The following is an 18,687-nucleotide window of genomic DNA, read 5'->3' on the forward strand; positions in this document are numbered from 1 at the left end:
AGTTCTGAACTGTAGAATAACTCCGCCGTCAATCAATTCAACACCCATAATGAATTCACCATAGTCGCCGCCGATATAAGTACTGTATAACAATTCACTACCGTCAGCACTTAAAACAGCTAAAACAGCATCCATAGTGTAGAAATCTGCGTGCTGTTGAGGATCAGCAACATAAACCTGACCGTTTTTAACTTTTTGGAATGCATCATCAGTAACAGGGAAATCACTGGACTGACTCATACCACCAATGAAAAGGTTACCTTCATCATCGACTGCGATTGCTCTTCCACCCTCATCAGCATTACCACCAAGGTAAGTGGAATAAACAATACTCCAATTACTGGTATCAAATTTCATAGCAAAAATATCTCCACCAGAAATACCGTCACCAACACCACCATAAGTTTTTTGATAAGCATTAGGAGTAGTTGGGAAATCATCGGACCAGGTATCACCTAAATAATACAAGAAACCGTCATCACTAATGAACAAAGCCTCACCATCATCAGTTTTGCTACCACCAATGTAGGAGCTGTATAATAACTCTCCACTGGTAATATTAATAGCAGCCAAGAAGGAATCAGCTTCACCAACATTACGAACAGTCCTGTTAGCATTAGCAGTAGTGTGGAAATCAATAGAAGTGGTAGTACCTGCAAAGTAAACAATGTCGTCTTTAACAGCTAAAGAACCGTAAGTACTGTCAGCACCTCTACCACCAAAGTAAGTACTGTATATTAATTCACCTGAGTTTGTGTTTAATTTAGAAATAAATATATCAAAACTGTTTTGGAAGTCAATATCATCAGATGAAGTGTTTGAATCCCAGTCAACACCATCCTTATCAGACTGATAAGCATCATCTGTTACAGGGAAATCAATGGAATTAGTAATACCCTGAATGAATGCATTACCTTCATCATCAACGAATAAAGCCCAACCACGGTCAACTTTACTACCACCAAGATAAGTGGAATACTTTAATTTTTTACCGTCAGCACTTAATACAGTTAAATAAGCTGACTGAGCACCGGTTAAATTCTTAATTAAAGCATTGTCAGTAACAGGGAAATCTTTAGAAGCAGTCAAACCAGTTATATAAATATTTCCTTCATTATCTATCTTAAAGTCTTTTTCAAATTCAGTAGATGAACCACCAATGAATGTAGCAAAGATTATTTCACCAGATTTATCGAATTTAGCAACATACAAATCTTTACCGCCAGATTTATTGGCCTGATAAACACCATCAGTAGTATTCAAATCATTTGAGTTAGTTTCCATTGCAATATAAATATTTCCATCAGCATCAGTGAAGACACCTTTAGCCTTATCCTCACCATTTCCACCAAGATATGTACCATAGATTTGAGTAAAATTAAATGAATTTTCTGAAATGGTGGTATTGGTTAGCGTTTGTTCTCCACCAGAAGCATTAGTTGGTAATGGTGTATTGTTAGTGTCTTTTGAGTTTACAACATGTAAAAGAATGTTATATTCACCTTTTAAACTTAAGTTGTTCATTGCTCTAGCCTGAAGATAATATCTTCCATCAACAACTTTTGTTGTATCCCAAGTATATTTCCATCCGTCATCCGGATTTGTGTCTTGATAATTGCTCTTATACTCTTTATTGGAGTCATCAAGACCTTCTATTGTAAAATTAACATGTTCCGTTGTATAATGATCATCAACAGTGGCAACAATTTCCACTTCACCTGAAACCTCAGTATTATGAATCGGAGTTTCAATATTTACTGCAGGATATTCAGACATGTGTGCAGAAACTGTTCCCATTGATAAAACAATCAATAAGACAGCCAAACATAAAATAAACTTTTTATATTTCATCATTTTATATCTCCTTATTTTATTTTAAAAATTTTATTAGTTTTAATTCAATTGAAAAAATACAATATGAACCTTATTCATTCACCTCCGATGATTATAACTATTGTTTTTTATACTATTTAAATAATTAATATGATTATTAAAAAAAATATTACTATATAATTATTTATTTAAAAAAAAGTATTACTAAAAAATAAAATAAGATAAGTGAAAAACTTACCTTTTAAATTTGAATCCTACAAATAACATCAATATTGAACATAACAATATTAAAATAGGATTACCAGAGTTATTAACGCCTAAATTACTATAACCAGAATAATTAACTCCACCATAAGAAAATTCGCTACTATCTGATGAATTATTGTTTGAAGCCTCACCTTCTACAGTCAGATAACGTGTAGGAACAGCATTAGCTATGGATTCATCATAAGTATCAGTGGTCAAACTTGCAGTCAGATTATTTCTTGCAGGTGAAATAGCTTGCATTTTTAAATACAGAGAATATTTTCCTACAGGAATAGAACCTAAATTCCAAGTAATTTCTTTATTGGATGAATTATAATAATAATCTCCTGTAGTAACATCAGCGCTGATATATTTTAAACTGTCTGGAATGACATACTTAAATACAGTATTTTTAGCACTATCAGGACCATTATTGAAAACATTATAAGTAATAGTGACCTCATCACCTACCTTAACACCGGATTTATCAGATGTTAAAGTAACATAAAGTTCAGAGCGAGGAACATATAACAAATTAGTTGCAGTTAATGAATTCTGATTATCCGTATCATTTATACTGGCAGAATAAACATAATTACCACCAGTTTTTGAAACTGAATATTCTAAAGCAGCAATCCCCTCATCATTACTAATAGCTGATCCAACAAAATCCCCATCAACATTAAAATTGACTGTTTTATTGGATAATGAAGTATTTTCAATACTACTAGTTAATGTTGCAGTCAAATTAATTTTTTCTCCATTTTCTGCAGTAATCGGATTGATTGTTAATTGAATAGGTGTTTCAACAGCGGTTAATGATGAAGTCACATTAACAGCACCATATATGTTATCACCTCCAAAAGAGGATAGAACATCATATTTTCCAGCCTTTGATGGCGTATAAGCGAAACTGGCTATACCATTGGAATCTGTAAGAGCAGAAAACCTATTTTCATCAATCAAAAATTCGATATTCTTGTTAGAAACACCTTTAGAGTTTTCATCCAGTAATCTTGCGATAATGTTTACCTGCTGATTAACGGCAGCTGTAACATTATCAACATTTAAATTTACATCCCTTTGTGTATTGGCCAATGTTACAAAAACATTATAATCTCCCGTAAGCCCTAAACTGTTAATAGCTTTTGCCTGAATATAATATCTTCCATTAGAGCAATTGGAAGTATCCCATTGAGCGTGCCATCCGTCAGAAGGATTTTTATCTTGAAAACTCCATGAATACACATTATCAATTCCTTCAATAGTAAAATTTACGTGTTGTGTTTCATAATGATCATCAATCGTTACATTAATATCCACTTCACCGGATACCTCTTCATTGTTTGTAGGAGTATCAATCAATACTCCGGGATTATCCGAATCATGAGCAGAGACTGCAGTGATAGAAACTAAAAATAAAATAAGAAATATTGCTACAATAACATTTTTTGAAAAATTCATAACAAAAATCTCCTTAAACATTTTAGAATCATCTAACAAATACACATTAATGAATAAATTTAGAAACTTTAAAAAACACCTCCAATAAAAATTCTTTATTCTTTTTAGTATTTAATTATTAATATAAAATAAAATATAAGTAATACTAAAATAGTAAATAATTATAAAAAAGTAATAAATAATACTTAATATTTAAAAAAAAATAATAAAATACTATGAAAGCTTTAATATCAAATGACGATGGAGTAACCGCATCAGGGATACTTGCATCCAAAAAAGCCGTTGAAGATTTGTGCGATACCCTGGTTGTTGCACCGGAAATGCAGCAAAGCGGAATTGGTCATGCATTAACCTTATATGAACCTTTAAGAATAAAAGAAAGAATTTTAAGGGACGGCAGTTTGGCTTATGGAGTTACAGGAACACCAACCGATGCAGTAACGATAGGATTATTCCAACTGCTTGATGAAAAACCGGACTTGATGATATCCGGAATAAACACCGGTTTCAACATAGGTCAGGCCGAATTAACCACTTCAGGAACGGTGGGAGCAGCCATTGAAGCGGCAAGTTTTGGAATCCCTACAATAGCAATTTCTCAGGAAGTAACAAAGGATGAAATTAAATTTGAAAACGGAGAAAACGATGTGGACTTCAGTTTTGCTCAAAAAATGCTTCACAAATTAGCAAAAATTGTGTTGAAAAAAGGACTGCCTGAAGGAATAGACTTATTGAACGTCAATATCCCTGAAAATCCTGTTGACGATGAGTTTGAAGTAGTTAAACTCGGATACAGAATGTACATGCCAGTGATGGAAAAAAGACTAGATCCAAGAGGCCAGCCATACTACTGGATTGGTGGTGAACCTTATGAATCCGATGAAAAAGGCAGTGACGGATACGAACTGAAAGTGGCTCAAAAAACTACAATAACTCCATTAAAAATAGATTTGACTGGAGATTTATCATTATTGAAAGATTTTTTAGAGATTTAAATCTTTAAGAATCTTATCACGTTCTTCGTAAAGTTCATTGAATATTTTCTCATCAGTACAGCCGTCTTTTTTAAGTTGTGCTATTGTTCTGGTAATAGCTTCTAAATTGCTTTCTAATTGATTGATTGACATAGTAATATATTGAAACATTAAAGTATATAAATTTAAAAAATAAATTATAATTATACATAAAGGATGTAAGAACATGACAGAAAAAGATCAAGTTAACAGATTATTCAATCAGTTTAAAAACAAAAATGTAACAGTGGAATTAAGGGATAATAATCAAGCTCAAGGTAAAATAATAGCTATTGATAATTATTTAAATATTGTACTTGAAAATGAAAATGGTATTCAGGCTTTAAAAGGTGGAAATATCGTTTTTGTTAGTTTAAAAGAATAACCACACCAAAAACCATCTACACCAAGTGATAATATGACCATCAAAGTATTTATAAGTAGTAACCAAAAGGAATTTGCGGAAGAACGTGAGTACATTTATCATAATCTAAAAATGATCCTTTTTTTAGAGAAATGATTGAATTATTTGTATTTGAAAAGGAAAATGCTAAAACATTACCTTCCGATGAAGTATTTATTAATGAAGTATTGAACAGCGATATCTATATTGGATTAATCTGTGAAAATTATGGTTCAATATACAAAAAAGGCATTTCAGCAACAGAATATGAATATAATTCATATATCAGCAAAAAACATGCAGCTTACCTCTTTGTTAAGGATAATGTTAAACAAGATGAGAATTCTGAAAAATTTTTAAATAAAATAAGAAATCAAGTCACATATAAGAGGTTTAATGATAAAGAAGACTTATTATCTAAAATTAAAAAAGCTTTAAAAGAAGAGATAAATAAACGGTTATCTACGACTCCGTTTGATGAAGAGATAATATTAGACTCTTCAATAGATGATGTTGATATGGAATCTGTTAAACAGTTCAAAAATGTTCTTGAAGATAGAAGTATTGAAGAATTGTTTGATAATCGAGAATTAGAAAAAATATTAGAATACTTGAATGCAGGTATAATCGATTCAAATGGAAATTTCCATTTAACTACAGCAGGAGCATTGTTTTTCAGCCAAAATACAAGTAAATTTAATCTTGAGCACGAAGTTAAAATGGTTAGATTTAATGGAACTGAAAGACTAGAAATCATTGACAAAAATTTTACAAAAACATCATTTCTATTATTAATTAAAGAGTTTGAACAGTTTTTCAAGAAAAATACAAAAATTGGTGGAATAGTAAAAGGTTTTAAAAGAATTAGCAGTCCGAATATCCTATTGAAGCGGTAAGAGAAGCATTCATTAATGCTCTTGCCCATAGAGATTACAGCATCAAGGGTGATTGCATTACATTCTACATCTATGATGACCGCATCGAAATAATAAGTCCTGGAAAACTTCCTTACCCATTAACTCTTGACACTCTAGGAATAACAAACAATCCTAAACATCGAAATGAGAATATTTGCAATATTTTTGAGAAAACAAAATACATGGAGCACGTTGGAACTGGAATTACACGTATGCGCATGGCTATGGATAAACATAACCTCCCAAAACCTGAATTTTTCGATGATGGGTACTTTAGAGTAATTTTAAGAGGACCTGATGGACAATTGGTATCACCTAAAAAAGAAACTGCAAAAAGCCTTAATTTAGCCAAATATAATTTAAATGAACGTCAAATCGATGCTTTATTAGATATTGTAAATAATGATTCATCATATACTTATTCCAATTATATGGAGAAATATATGTTTCAAATACTACAAGTCGAAGAGATTTAAATGAGTTATATGATAAGAAGTTAGTGCTTAAAAACACGAAAAATAAAATGAACTATTTTATCAAAAATGAAAATGGCGATAATGACTACATCAATAATTATTAAAATATTGATGAATTAAATCTATAATATAACATGCCAATATAATAATTATTGGACATTAATTCAAAATAATGAAAGATAAAAAAATTTTAAAAAAAATGGCGGGATAAAAAAATTACTTAAAAATATTTTTTATTAATTTAAGCGTTTAAAAATGCTTATTTAAAAAAAAGTTAAAAAAGAAAATGGCGGGATAAACTCAATTAATTAAAATCAAAATCAATGCCCAAAATATTATCTTCACCATTATAGATATCATATGCAATTTGTGCAGCGCCAATAGCTCCTGATTCTTTTGAAATTACTTTCAATTCATATTTGCCTTTGAAATATTTATTGATTTCATCTTCAAAGTTGAATGGTTCGGTTGCACTTCCCACAGAACCTGTCAGAACTATTCCCTCTATTTCATTTTCACAGACCACATCAAGTCCTGCGATTTCCATTGCAACTGTCATTATTAATGTGTCAATGGCTAATTTTGCTTTTTCATCCCCGGCTTCATAATTTTCAAGAAGCTGGTCTTTCATGTTTGCTACTTTACCGTCAATTCCGGCTATTTTTATTGCACCTGCATGTGAAAAGCATTCGTTAGCAGTTCTTCTGCCCTCATCAATGTCACGAATCATTTCAAGGTCAATCGGTCCGTGGACTATTCCCATTGCACCTAGGCATGCATCGATTGCGCCTTTTATTTTAGAATCTTCAATCAATATGTTAACGCTGTTGGATGATATATCTGCTACGATAAAATTTTGCCAACCTGTTTCCTTGATTGCATTATATGAAATACTCACCTTCTCAGGACTGGCCTGGTGTGAATAGGCTGCATTAAATAACTCGTTCAATGAAGTAGAATTCTTGTGAAGACCAGGTATCATTATAATAGGCATACCAGAATTTTCAAGCTCTGAAAATACTGATGTACCGCCACCAGTGACCTTGCCGGCACCGCCAATAGACAATATTCCTCTGTCTTCTACCTTTTCAATTGGTAAAATTCTATTAAATCCGTCACCCATTGCATAAGTGATAGCCATTAAATTTACTGAATCCAAATCACATCTTTTTGATATTTCTTCAATAGCAGAAACCTTGCCTGATTTGGAATCTTCCCTATCGATTTTAAAAACTTCGATAACTTCGCCATCGTCATCCATTATACAGAATGAAATTCCTGTGGTTCCGTGATCCATTCCAATAAAAGCCATATAAACTCCCCCAATTAAATATACTCTAAAATCAATAGTTAAAAAAAGTTATGTTTTTAAAAAAATAGCTAATAAAAAAAAGTTAAAGATGAATTTAATCATCTTTTTGTAATCCACAAGCTTTTCTTAATCTTTCACCAACAACTTCGATGTCCATTTTTTCCTGAGCAGCTCTCATTTCTTTTAAGTTAGCTCCGTCAGTAGCGTTTTCATCAGCCCATTGTTTTTTGAAAGTTCCATCTTGGATTTGAGTTAAAACTTCTTTCATACCGTCTTTAGCTTCTTGAGTAATGATTTTTGAACCTCTGGTTAAACCACCATATTCAGCAGTGTTACTTACGTCATGCCACATTCCCTGGAAACCTTTTTCGTAAATTAAATCAACAATAAGTTTTACTTCGTGACAGGTTTCAAAGTAAGCGATTTCAGGCTGATAACCTGCTTCAACTAAAGTGGTGAATCCTGCATTGATTAGCTCGGTAATACCTCCGCATAAAACGGTTTGTTCACCGAATAAGTCAGTTTCAGTTTCTTCTTTAAAGGTAGTTTCCAAAACACCAGCTTTGGTTAATCCGCATGCTTTTGCCATACCTAACGCTAACTGTAGTGCGTCACCGGTAGCGTCTCTTTCAACTGCTACTAAACCTGGAATACCGAACCCTTCTTCGTAAGTTCTTCTTACCATTGATCCTGGTCCTTTTGGTGCAAACATTACAATATTAACGTCTTCAGCAGGATCAATTAAGCCGAAGTGAATGTTATATCCGTGAGAAAATGAAATGGTATTTCCACTTTCAACATAAGGAGCGATTTGTTCATTATATACTTTCTCTTGGATTTCATCAGGAAGTAAAATGTGAATAATGTCAGCTTCTTTAGCAGCATCTTCAATAGTTTTTACAGTCATACCGTCTTCTTGAACAAGATTCCAAGAACTTCCATTTTCACGAACACCTACAATAACATTAGCACCACTGTCAGCCATGTTTCTGGATTGTGCTCTTCCTTGAGAACCATAACCTATTACAGCGATGGTTTTTCCTTCAAGTGCATCTGTATTTACATCCGCATCATAATACATTTTCATTTTTTCGTCTCCTAAAAATAATTAGATAAAAATTATCAATTGCTATATATCTTTTTCAATATTTAAATAACTAACTACATAATAGAAAAACTTTTTATAAAAGGAAATTAGATATTATATAATGTAATATCTCAAATTGATATTACCGATAAATCTATAGTGGATATAATTAAATTATTGATTATATATCAGAATTAGGAGATTTTATGAAAAAACATGGTGTTATCATGGTTTTTTTATTGATTTTAGCACTGTGTTTAATGGGAACTGTTTCAGCAAATGAAAATGTTACCGTTGATTGTGATTATACACAATTATCATTTAATCAAGAGGATATCCAAGTAGAAATCGAAGAATCCCAAATTGCGGAAAATGAATATGAATTAGATGAATTTTCCGGCATAAATCAAAAGGATTATTCGATAGAAGGTATCCAAAATTTGAATATAGAAAATGATGAAAATCAAATAAACATTTCAATGCAAATGAATAATTTGCCTGAAATAAACTTTGAACAGGAAATAGACACTCAAATAAATGCTCCAATGCAAATGCAAGATTTGCCTGAAGCAAACTTTGAATTGACTAAAATTAATGATAAAACCACAGAAAATGTTTTAAATAAAATAAATGCTTCTAATAGATATGTAACTTATAATAACGGTAATCTTTTAATGTTACCTTTAATTGAAAGAAATTTAAATATTGAAAATAAAGAATCTTTAATGATTACATTTGAAAACGGAACTGAAGAAATACAATTATCTGGTAATTATGATCTGAAATCCGCTGATCTTTGGAAAGACTCCTTAATCACTGGACTTTCAAGTAATGATATAACTTTGAAGAAAAAATCATATTATACCGGGTTTATATGTAATCAAACAAACAGCTATCCACAAAATGATTTACCTCTTGAAAATACAGAAATATTAGGTGTTTCAAGAGACTCTGATAAAAATGCATTCGCTTGGCTTGAAAATTCAGGTGAAAGTGCGTCTGTCTTTGTTGACATGGTAAATAATACTCCGGAAAAAGTTCTAGATTTGAATTTAAATGATAATGATTTAAATGCATCAATCAGACAGATAGGTATTGATGCTAGTTTAAAAGCTTTAAATTATTTCAAATCACGAGGTATTGATATTCCTAAAGGTTATCCATATCTGTATGTTTTGACTTCAGCAGGAGAAGTTGAAATTAACGGATTAAGTACATATGAAGCAATTTATGGAATTTCAGAAATGCTTGGATTGGAATTGAATAAGAACATATTCCAAATACATGATTCATCTTTGAAGGATTTAATATTTATTTACATATGGAAAAATAGCAAGAATTCAAAAGATACAGTAACATATGCTTTAAAATATGATTTAAAAACAAATAAATTAGTAGAAATATTTAAGAATCATAAAATAAGTCCATTTGTTCCTAAAATGAAATACGGATCAGTTGATGAATTATTGAATATAAATTCGACGAATAATAATACTAACATTACTAACTCAAGCGGTAATGCTAGTGTGTTTAATCGAGTTGTTGAAGATTCAATATCATTTATTGGAGAACCAAATAATCTATTGTATACTTTAGGAGCAATAGTTATATTGTCAGTGTTCTTTGGTGCCAGCTATACTAAACGAAACTAAATAATATTTCACATTTGTGAAATCCTTTTTTTAATAATTTTATATATCTTGAAATACAAAGATTATCCTAATGAATACGGAGCTTGCACGATTTTTAACAATTAACTTTATATCTTCATTGATTATTTCATATGTAGTGTGCTTTATATTAATAAAGTTCGGACTATATGATGTATTATACATAGGCAATCTGTTCGGATTATACTTCTTAGTAATTTATGGGGTTAATGTGCTTGTTGAAGAAAAATTCGTTTCCAATAACAAAAACAGATTCTTCACTGCAGTTGCATACATCCTATTTTTTGACCTGATTTTTATTGCAACAGTTCCTGTTTTATTCGGACTTGACATGTTTAAAGCCCAGAACGTTATAAACCTGATTTTTAAAGGTGTCGAATACAACTTCGGACTGACTCCGATATTCTACTTATTTGTTTTTGCCATAGTTATTTTAATTTATAACTTCATTCTCTATAGGGCCGAGAAAAATTAGAATTCGGGATTTTCATGCTTTAAGAGAAATATCTTCCTGTCCAATCCGGCAGCATATCCCGTCAGACTTCCGTCACTGGCTAAAACCCTATGGCATGGAATGATTATGGAAATAGGATTGTGGCCAACCGCTCCGCCGACTGCCTGGGCAGACATTTTTTCAATCCCTCTTTTTTGAGCAATTTTAGAAGCGATATCCTTATATGAGATTGTCTTACCATAGGGAATCTCACAAAGAATCTTCCATACCTCACATCTGAAGTCTGTCCCTTCGGGTGCCAAATCAAGCTCATCAATAGCTGGTTTTTCGCCATTGAAGTACCTGTCAAGCCATTCTTTAGCTTTAATTAACGTTTCATCTTCTTTTTCAAGAATTTTATCATCAATGTTTGCTAAATAGTATTTTTGACCTTCAAACCATGCTCCAATCAACTTACTGTCTTTTGAAGCAAGCAAAATGTCTCCTATAGGTGATGAATAGTGCATTGAATAAATCATGCTAAAAAAATAATAAAATAGATGATTTAGTAACCATCTACTAAGACTTTTAACTCACCAGTTACAATATCAATGATAAGACCGTGTACTGGTACATCAGGAATCAATGGGTGGTTTTTAATTTTTTCCACTACATCTTTAACGTTTTCCTCTTCGGATTCGAATCCACCAATCCATTCAGCCAAATCATATTTAGCGATATCTTCCTCTTTAATGCCTCTAGCAAGCATTTTTTCCTTTAAAGCTTCAGCATCAGCACCTGCCATACCACATTCAGTGTGACCGACCACCATTACTTCTTCAGCTCCAAGATTGTATAATGCTGCACCGATTGATCTGATTGCATCTTCTCCTACAATGGAGTTTCCAGCATTTCTTACAATTTTTGCATCTCCTCTTTTGAGACCTAATGCAGGTTCGAAAAAGTCGATTAATCTGCAGTCCATACATGTTAAGATAGCTAATTTTTTAGCAGCATGGTGAGACATTTCGCTGCCTTCAAAATTTTCCACGAATTCCTTATTGTCCTTCAAAACGTTTTCCAATATAGTCATTTTTAAACTCCCCTTGCCATTGCGGTAAGTCCGGTTCTTGAAATCTTTTTGATTCCATAACCTTTTAATAAAGATATAAATGCATTGATTTTCTCCATATCCCCAGTTATTTCAATAATCAATGTCTCTTCAGTTACATCAACAATCTTTGCTCTGAAGATATTGGCATACTGCATTATTTCAGCTCTTGCCTTTTCATTAGGAATATTGACCTTTACAAGACATAATTCCCTTTTTACTGCATTTTTAGAAATATCTTTAATCTTGATAACATCAACCAATTTGTTGAGTTGCTTTGTAACCTGTTCCAATAGTTTATCATCAGCCTTTACAGTGATGACCATTCTTGCAAGCCCTTCAACTTCTGACTCGCCCACTGTTATGCTGTCGATATTGAAATCTCTTCTAGTGAATAATCCGGCTACCTTCTGTAAAACTCCAGGCCTGTTTTCTACAAGCGTACTTATAACATGATATCTTGTATCCATCTAAATCACATCTTTTTCAAGTTTATATTCACCAATCATTTCATTGATGCCTGCGCCAGGAGGCAACATCGGCAAAGCTTCCTCCGAATCAACTACAACATTAATCAACATTGCTTCATTATCTTTAATAGCTGATTTTAGAGCTTCTTTAGTTTCGCCAGGTTTTTCTACATTAACTGCATCAATACCAAAACTTTCTGCAAGTTTTACAAAGTTAGGACTATCACCAAATTCAGTCTGTGAATGTCTGCCATTATACAATAGACTTTGCCATTGATATACCATACCTAAAGTCCTATTCTCCAATACTATTGCAATTACAGGTATATCATAATCATGAACAGTAGCCAATTCCTGACAGTTCATCAAAAATCCGCCGTCCCCGTTAACGGAAACAACTATATCATCAGGACATGCGACCTTTGCACCGATAGCTGATGGGAAACCGAATCCCATAGTTCCAAGTCCTCCTGATGAAATGAACTTGCGCGGTATTTGAGTGTCATAAAAGTGAGCCGCCCACATCTGGTTTTGGCCGACATCAGTCGTCAAGATAGAATCAGCGTTTAATACTTCACTGATTTCTTTGATTACTGTCTGTGGCTTGAGCGGAACATCATCATAAGTAAGCCTTGGTAACAAATCATTTTTCCTTTGCTTTATTTTATCAGCCCATGAATTGGCATCATCTGAAGGAACATAACCTTTAAACAAATCATTCAATGATTTTAAAATATTTAAAGCATCCCCTACAATCGGCAAGTCAACTTCAACATTCTTGCCTATTTCTGCTGGGTCTATGTCAATGTGAATAACTTTGCTGTCTGGAACAAAGCTGTCCAGCCTGCCTGTGGTTCTGTCTGAAAATCTTATACCTATAGCTATCAGCAAGTCACATTCATTGATGGAATCATTGGAAACCTTTCTTCCATGCATTCCAAGCATTCCTAAAGCCAAATCATCAGTTTCATCAAAAGCCCCTTTACCTAAAAGTGAAGTCATTACCGGAGCATTAATCATGTGTGCAAATTCGTTTAGCTCATCACATGCATTTGCCAAAATAACACCGGCACCTACAAGTATTAATGGCCTTTTAGCTTCCTTAATCAATTCATATGCCTTTTTAATTTGTCTAGGATTACCTTTTAGAGTAGGATTATAACCCGGTGTCTGAATTAGATTATCCTTGAAATAAGTTAATTCGCCTTCCTGAACTTCTTTCGGAACATCTATTAAAACAGGCCCAGGCCTTCCGCTTGCAGCTAATTCGAAACTAGTCTTGATTATTGAAGGTATTAAATTAGGATCTTTTGGCTGAAAACTATGCTTGACAATAGGCATAGTTATCCCGATCATGTCCGCTTCCTGAAATGCGTCATTTCCAATTAAATGAGTTGGAACTTGTCCAGTAATAGCTACAATAGGAGAAGAATCCATAAAAGAAGTAGCAATCCCAGTTACTAAGTTTGTTGCACCCGGTCCTGAAGTAGCTAAACACACACCCACTTTACCTGAAGCCCTTGCAAATCCGTCAGCCGCATGGGCCGCAGCCTGTTCGTGCCTGACTAGGATATGGTTGATGTCTGCATCGTATAACATATCATAGAAAGGTATGGTTTGTCCTCCAGGATAACCAAATATTGTTTCTACTCCCATTTTTTTAAGGGATTCAATTATTGCTTCTCCGCCTCTCATTTCTAAAACCTTTATTAAAATCTTTTATTATGGAATAATTTTTGTTAAGTAAAATATATATAATTATCTTGCTTTGAGATTTGAAAAAAAATAGAAAAAATTAAAATTTAACTGAAGTTGAAAACAAAATTTCTTTTTGAAAATCAGACAATCCAAGATTATCTGCATTTGCATAAATCTCAGAAAAAAACTGCTCACTATTTTCCTTAATAGCCTTAACTTTATCCTCAGACTCTTTCTTAATAGCCTTAACTTTATCCTCAGACTCCTTTTTAAATATCTCAATCTTAGCATTAGCTTTATCCTCAGCATTTTTCCTTAATTCATTTTCATATTGTTCTATGAAGGATAATGGCACAAAATCACCTCAAAATTTAAAAAAAAGTTATTTAAGACTATAATTTAATAGTAGTTGAAAATAACATTTTTTTCTGTGAATCAGACAAACCAAGCTTCTCAGCATTATCATTAATCTCAGAAAAAAACTGCTCACTATTTTCCTTAATAGCCTTAACTTTATCCTCAGACTCCTTTTTAAATATCTCAATCTTAGCATTAGCTTTATCCTCAGACTCTTTCTTAATAGCCTTAACTTTATCCTCAGACTCCTTTTTAAATATCTCAATCTTAGCATTAGCTTTATCCTCAGCATTTTTCTTCAATTCATTTTCATAGTCTTCTAAAAATGATGATGTCATTGTTATCACTCCTAAAAATTTTTTATATAAATATTTATCATTAACAAATAGCTCAAGTAGAATCATATGACAAAGGCAAATTGAATCTTTGTCTCTTTCAGAAATATTTAGCTTTTGAGTAAGGTAGCATAACTCTTCAACTAGTTTTTCTTCATTATTATAATCGTGATTTGTTAATGGAAGAATAGAAAAAACATATTTCTCATATTCAGTTATCTTTTGGTTAGTTTTTATTTTATCTTTAATACTACTTAATACTTCACCTCCATCAATGTTAGGGATATAATAATAGTTTCCCTTAAAGGAATTATGCGGAGTTATCTGAATCTTTTCTATAGATTCTCTATCCATATCAACAACCACTATTTTTTGATCAATGGTTTTGCCATCCTTCAGATAATAATTAGACACATATCCAAAATCACGGTCCAAATCCCTCTTTATCAAAGGTTGTTTGTGAAATTCTATATTTACATAGCCATTTCTACCTTCCAACAATATATCCATAGATTTAACATCTCCGCCCGGAGAGAATATTTCGCATGAGCGAATTTCATAATCATCTTCTGGCAGTTCAATTAGTGGAATTAATGCATTTACAAATGCATGTGTTGCAATCTTGAATATTGAATCATATTTGTTTCTAATCGAATTATCAATTGGTTTTAATATCATTTTAATCACCAGTTTAAGAACTAAAAATACTAGTAAATTCAATTCGATGATTATTATTAGTTATTTATAGTATATAAATTGTTTTGTTTCCTTACAGACAATATAACCGGCTTAGAACAATATTATAATGAAAAGGTAAAAAATAGTTGAGTTATAATTAGATGAAAATCAATTATAACTTCAAAAACGGAATGAATCTGTTGGTTGTCTGACAGTACATAACATAATCATTTCCGAATTTCTCAAGTAGCCATTTTTCTTCAGTTTTAATCATTGAAATTGTTAAAAATATCCAGAAAATAACAGGTAAAACCAACAGGACCAGATTTTGGGAAAACAGAACTAATGCTGTGCATATCTGTAGCCATGCTGAATATATCGGATGGCGTACCAGGGCATAGACTCCATCTGTTACCAATTGACCGTTTTTGATTCTTTGATCTATTTTCGATATTCTCAAAGCGGCAAGCCACAAGAATATGCCATCAATTACAAGCACAACAGCCAAGATTACTAAAAGCCAATTTAAAGACTCAAATGAATATACAGGAATTAAATTATTGAAAGATAAGGTTATTGCCGCAAATGAAACAATAAGCATTGCTCCAATAAGATATGGTCCGACTCCATATACAGGCAAATGATTTTCGTTGCTGATAATATCACCTCTTAATTACTATATAAGAAAACTTAATATATTTAAAAATTAAAATAATTTAAACACATTTAATTAACGTGGATTATTATGAAATACTCAAAAATTTTATGTCATAGGATGCCTGAGAGAAGCTTCTTCTACAAAAATCACCAGTTTCCAGTGTGTGCCAGATGTACAGGCTTTTATACAGGTTTAGCAGTGTTTTTAATCTATAATTTATTCTATCCGATTGATTATACCTTAAATCTGTTCATAATATCCATAATATTAATGATACCGACTGCAATTGATGGCTTTACGCAAATGTTGAAATTAAGAGAAAGTAATAACAATTTAAGATTCACAACAGGATTCGTTGGTGGAATCGGTTTAATAATCTTTATGAAAATAGCTGTGAGAATTTTTTATAATATAATAGGTGTTTATTTATGATTTATTGTCCGGAATGCGGTGAAGATAATCCTGACGGAAGCAGATTCTGTAGAAAATGCGGTATTAACTTAGTTCATGAAGAACCCAAAAAACAGACAACCGCTAAAAAGGTTACGGTTGAAACTGACGAAGGCCCAATAAGAACAAATACAGTTCATACAAGCTCATCCAGCACAAACACTAACAATAAGAAAAAGGACGATGACGATAAATGGTGCTGGGGCTGCTGCATCTGCATGTTTTTCCTATTTATAATATTTGCAATTGCAGGCCACTAATCCTTTAAGTAATAGTAAAGAACAGCTTTTTGTGCATGAAGCCTGTTTTCAGCCTCATCATAGATTACTGACTGCGGTCCGTCAATGACTTCAGCTGAAACTTCCTGACCTCTGATTGCAGGAAGGCAATGCATGAATATGGCACCATCGTTTGCCAAATCCATCAAATCCTGATTGACCTGGTAAGGCGTAAAGTCTTTTTCCCTTTGTGCTTTTTCAGCTTCATCACCCATACTTACCCAAACATCTGTATAAACAACATCAACATTGTCAAGGGCGACATTGATATCAGAAGAAACAGTTATTTCAGTACCATTTTCCTTTGCATATTCATTGGCTATTTTTAAAATTTCTTCATTTGGTTCATAGCCTTCAGGACAGGCAACGGACATATCCATTCCTAAAAGAGGAGCAATCAATAAAAGGGAATTACATACATTGTTTCCGTCACCGACAAAGCATATTTTTTTATCTTCAAAAGTGCCGAAGTGTTCTTTAATTGTCAATACATCGGCTAAGGCTTGGCAAGGATGCTCTAAATTAGTCAGACCGCTGATGACAGGGACATCTGAATATTTTGCAAGCTCGATTACATCATCATGTTCAATGGCTCTAATCATTATTCCATCAACGAAACGGCTCAATACACTCGCAGTATCTGAAATAGGCTCGCCTCTGCCCATCTGCAAATCATTGGATGATAAGAATATTGCCCTTCCACCTAACTGATACATTCCAACATCAAAGGACACTCTGGTCCTGGTGGATGACTTTTGAAAAATCATTGCTAAAGTCTTGCCTTCCAACGGTCTTTCTTCTGTTTCGCCTGCTTTTATTTTACTTGCTAAATCAATGATGTATGAAACATCCTCTTTAATATCACAAATAGATAATAAACTATCCATTAAAATCCCCTCTAAGAAAATAAAATATTTATTATTAATATATATTAAATGTTATGTTTTCATTTTAAATCTAATATCCCTTATTGTGGAGATTACCGGAACTAAAAAGAACAGGTAAATGAAATTGCTTGAAACATGGAAATCCAGGAGATTTACAATTATTGTTAATCCCATTATTATGAAAAATGTGTGATATGTGTATTCTTTTTCACTCTGGGAAAGTTTTCTTTCAAGAAAATTCCTGCGGTTTGCATACCAGAACATCAGCATGAAAAATACGAGCGTCAGGAAAATATTCAATCCGAAAATGACTTCGGCCAGGAAAAACTTTGAATATACACCGATTACTGATGTTGTGAAAGGAATAAATGATATCCCTGCCAGAAAGAAAATATTCAGCCACAGATATGGCATATTGAGGGTTTTGACTTTAATGAATTCATGATGATAAATCCAGAAACATGCGAGCAGGATAAAACTGACAAGAGTAACGCCAACTGTTGGAATCAATGAATGGATAAAAGCTAAAAAATCCCCTTCCGTTAATAGCTGTATTTCAGGAAGAGCCATACCGAAGATAAGCAATGTCATGACCATTCCAAAAATGCCGTCCGTAAGACCCAGCAGTCTTCCCGGATCGATGTCTACATCCCTTTCAAAAGCATTTAAGAAACGCTGATATGCAGATAACCCCTTATTAATCTTATTAAGTTTCTCGATTTTATCCTCAACATCACCATCAAAGTTTAACTTGTTTTTATCTTTTAGATGAGAGTGAAGTCTTGCCATTTTTTGTAGGGTTTCATCATCAGCCTTGCTTTTTATATCATTAATTTTAGCATCGATTTCAAGTTTTAAATCCATTAATTCCTCATAATCATCAAAATTATCTTGAGTCATCAAAACACCAA

The 18,687-nt window shown here is 32.6% G+C and carries 22 protein-coding genes; 8 read left to right on the plus strand and 14 right to left on the minus strand.

Translation table 11 applies throughout. The features are described 5' to 3' along the window. Positions 1-1,854: SBBP repeat-containing protein (locus tag ACKI2W_RS11045; RefSeq protein ID WP_407382014.1), on the minus strand; the 1,854-nt coding region annotated here is incomplete at its 3' end. A gap of 213 nt (positions 1,855-2,067) precedes the next feature. Further along, positions 2,068-3,543, minus strand: coding sequence for an Ig-like domain-containing protein (locus tag ACKI2W_RS11050; protein WP_407382015.1), 1,476 nt, complete (start codon positions 3,541-3,543; stop codon positions 2,068-2,070). A 215-nt stretch (positions 3,544-3,758) separates the two neighbouring features. Here ACKI2W_RS11050 and surE point away from each other — a divergent pair, with 215 nt between their 5' ends. Next, entirely contained in the window at positions 3,759-4,538 is a 780-nt protein-coding gene (surE, locus tag ACKI2W_RS11055) for a 5'/3'-nucleotidase SurE (RefSeq protein WP_407382016.1), read from the plus strand. Here the strand turns inward: surE and ACKI2W_RS11060 are convergent. Then, entirely contained in the window at positions 4,527-4,670 is a 144-nt protein-coding gene (locus ACKI2W_RS11060) for a hypothetical protein (RefSeq protein WP_292874470.1), read from the minus strand. The genes surE and ACKI2W_RS11060 overlap by 12 nt on opposite strands. 73 nt (positions 4,671-4,743) lie before the next feature. Between ACKI2W_RS11060 and ACKI2W_RS11065 the strand changes: the two genes are divergently transcribed. From ACKI2W_RS11065 to ACKI2W_RS11075, 3 genes are all read left to right on the plus strand, one after another. Then, complete coding sequence (locus ACKI2W_RS11065; RefSeq protein WP_407382017.1) at positions 4,744-4,941, plus strand: LSM domain-containing protein; 198 nt, start codon at positions 4,744-4,746, stop codon at positions 4,939-4,941. 131 nt (positions 4,942-5,072) lie between these two features. Then, the gene (locus tag ACKI2W_RS11070; RefSeq protein WP_407382018.1) at positions 5,073-5,855 is read left to right on the plus strand and encodes a DUF4062 domain-containing protein; all 783 of its coding nucleotides are present in this window, start codon (positions 5,073-5,075) and stop codon (positions 5,853-5,855) included. 92 nt (positions 5,856-5,947) lie between these two features. Continuing rightward, the gene (locus tag ACKI2W_RS11075; protein WP_407382052.1) at positions 5,948-6,352 is read left to right on the plus strand and encodes an ATP-binding protein; all 405 of its coding nucleotides are present in this window, start codon (positions 5,948-5,950) and stop codon (positions 6,350-6,352) included. Positions 6,353-6,656: 304 nt separating this feature from the next. Here the strand turns inward: ACKI2W_RS11075 and ACKI2W_RS11080 are convergent, their stop codons facing one another. Both ACKI2W_RS11080 and ilvC read right to left on the minus strand, forming a co-directional pair. After that, a complete protein-coding gene (locus ACKI2W_RS11080; protein ID WP_407382019.1) occupies positions 6,657-7,664 on the minus strand; it encodes a methanogenesis marker 12 protein in 1,008 nt (335 codons plus the stop codon). A 94-nt stretch (positions 7,665-7,758) separates the two neighbouring features. After that, a complete protein-coding gene (ilvC, locus tag ACKI2W_RS11085; RefSeq protein WP_407382020.1) occupies positions 7,759-8,751 on the minus strand; it encodes a ketol-acid reductoisomerase in 993 nt (330 codons plus the stop codon). A gap of 206 nt (positions 8,752-8,957) precedes the next feature. Between ilvC and ACKI2W_RS11090 the strand changes: the two genes are divergently transcribed. Together ACKI2W_RS11090 and ACKI2W_RS11095 are read left to right on the plus strand one after the other, a co-directional pair. Next, complete coding sequence (locus ACKI2W_RS11090) at positions 8,958-10,403, plus strand: hypothetical protein (protein ID WP_407382021.1); 1,446 nt, start codon at positions 8,958-8,960, stop codon at positions 10,401-10,403. Positions 10,404-10,473: 70 nt separating this feature from the next. After that, positions 10,474-10,896, plus strand: a complete 423-nt coding sequence (locus ACKI2W_RS11095) for a hypothetical protein (protein ID WP_407382022.1) — start codon at positions 10,474-10,476, stop codon at positions 10,894-10,896. On the opposite strand, the gene ACKI2W_RS11100 is transcribed toward ACKI2W_RS11095, so the two are convergent. The 7 genes from ACKI2W_RS11100 to ACKI2W_RS11130 all read right to left on the minus strand — a co-directional run bounded on the left by ACKI2W_RS11100 (position 10,893) and on the right by ACKI2W_RS11130 (position 16,143). Continuing rightward, positions 10,893-11,393: a methylated-DNA--[protein]-cysteine S-methyltransferase gene (locus ACKI2W_RS11100; protein WP_407382023.1), complete on the minus strand. Its 501-nt coding sequence runs from the start codon at positions 11,391-11,393 to the stop codon at positions 10,893-10,895. The genes ACKI2W_RS11095 and ACKI2W_RS11100 overlap by 4 nt on opposite strands. 26 nt (positions 11,394-11,419) lie before the next feature. Then, entirely contained in the window at positions 11,420-11,947 is a 528-nt protein-coding gene (locus ACKI2W_RS11105; protein WP_407382024.1) for a beta-class carbonic anhydrase, read from the minus strand. A gap of 2 nt (positions 11,948-11,949) precedes the next feature. After that, positions 11,950-12,435, minus strand: coding sequence for an acetolactate synthase small subunit (gene ilvN / locus ACKI2W_RS11110; RefSeq protein WP_407382025.1), 486 nt, complete (start codon positions 12,433-12,435; stop codon positions 11,950-11,952). Then, on the minus strand, positions 12,436-14,130 hold the full coding sequence (locus ACKI2W_RS11115; protein ID WP_407382026.1) for an acetolactate synthase large subunit: 1,695 nt from the start codon (positions 14,128-14,130) through the stop codon (positions 12,436-12,438). A 100-nt stretch (positions 14,131-14,230) separates the two neighbouring features. After that, entirely contained in the window at positions 14,231-14,488 is a 258-nt protein-coding gene (locus ACKI2W_RS11120; RefSeq protein ID WP_407382027.1) for a hypothetical protein, read from the minus strand. Between the two features lie 37 nt (positions 14,489-14,525). Next, positions 14,526-15,503, minus strand: a complete 978-nt coding sequence (locus ACKI2W_RS11125) for a hypothetical protein (protein WP_407382028.1) — start codon at positions 15,501-15,503, stop codon at positions 14,526-14,528. A gap of 172 nt (positions 15,504-15,675) precedes the next feature. Then, positions 15,676-16,143 (minus strand): methyltransferase family protein, encoded by a 468-nt coding sequence (locus ACKI2W_RS11130; protein ID WP_407382029.1) that lies wholly within the window; start codon positions 16,141-16,143, stop codon positions 15,676-15,678. 105 nt (positions 16,144-16,248) lie between these two features. Here ACKI2W_RS11130 and ACKI2W_RS11135 point away from each other — a divergent pair, with 105 nt between their 5' ends. Both ACKI2W_RS11135 and ACKI2W_RS11140 read left to right on the plus strand, forming a co-directional pair. Beyond that, complete coding sequence (locus ACKI2W_RS11135; protein ID WP_407382030.1) at positions 16,249-16,593, plus strand: DUF2085 domain-containing protein; 345 nt, start codon at positions 16,249-16,251, stop codon at positions 16,591-16,593. Further along, positions 16,590-16,871, plus strand: coding sequence for a zinc-ribbon domain-containing protein (locus tag ACKI2W_RS11140; RefSeq protein WP_407382031.1), 282 nt, complete (start codon positions 16,590-16,592; stop codon positions 16,869-16,871). The genes ACKI2W_RS11135 and ACKI2W_RS11140 overlap by 4 nt, the downstream gene beginning before the upstream one ends. Here ACKI2W_RS11140 and argF read toward each other — a convergent pair. After that, complete coding sequence (gene argF, locus ACKI2W_RS11145) at positions 16,868-17,776, minus strand: ornithine carbamoyltransferase (RefSeq protein WP_407382032.1); 909 nt, start codon at positions 17,774-17,776, stop codon at positions 16,868-16,870. The two genes, ACKI2W_RS11140 and argF, sit on opposite strands and share 4 nt — an antisense overlap. Before the next feature lie 51 nt (positions 17,777-17,827). Next, positions 17,828-18,676, minus strand: coding sequence for a TMEM175 family protein (locus ACKI2W_RS11150; RefSeq protein WP_407382033.1), 849 nt, complete (start codon positions 18,674-18,676; stop codon positions 17,828-17,830). Between the last annotated feature and the right edge of the window lie 11 nt (positions 18,677-18,687).

The sequence above is a fragment of the Methanobrevibacter sp. genome (assembly GCF_045603845.1).
Lineage (GTDB): Archaea > Methanobacteriota > Methanobacteria > Methanobacteriales > Methanobacteriaceae > Methanocatella.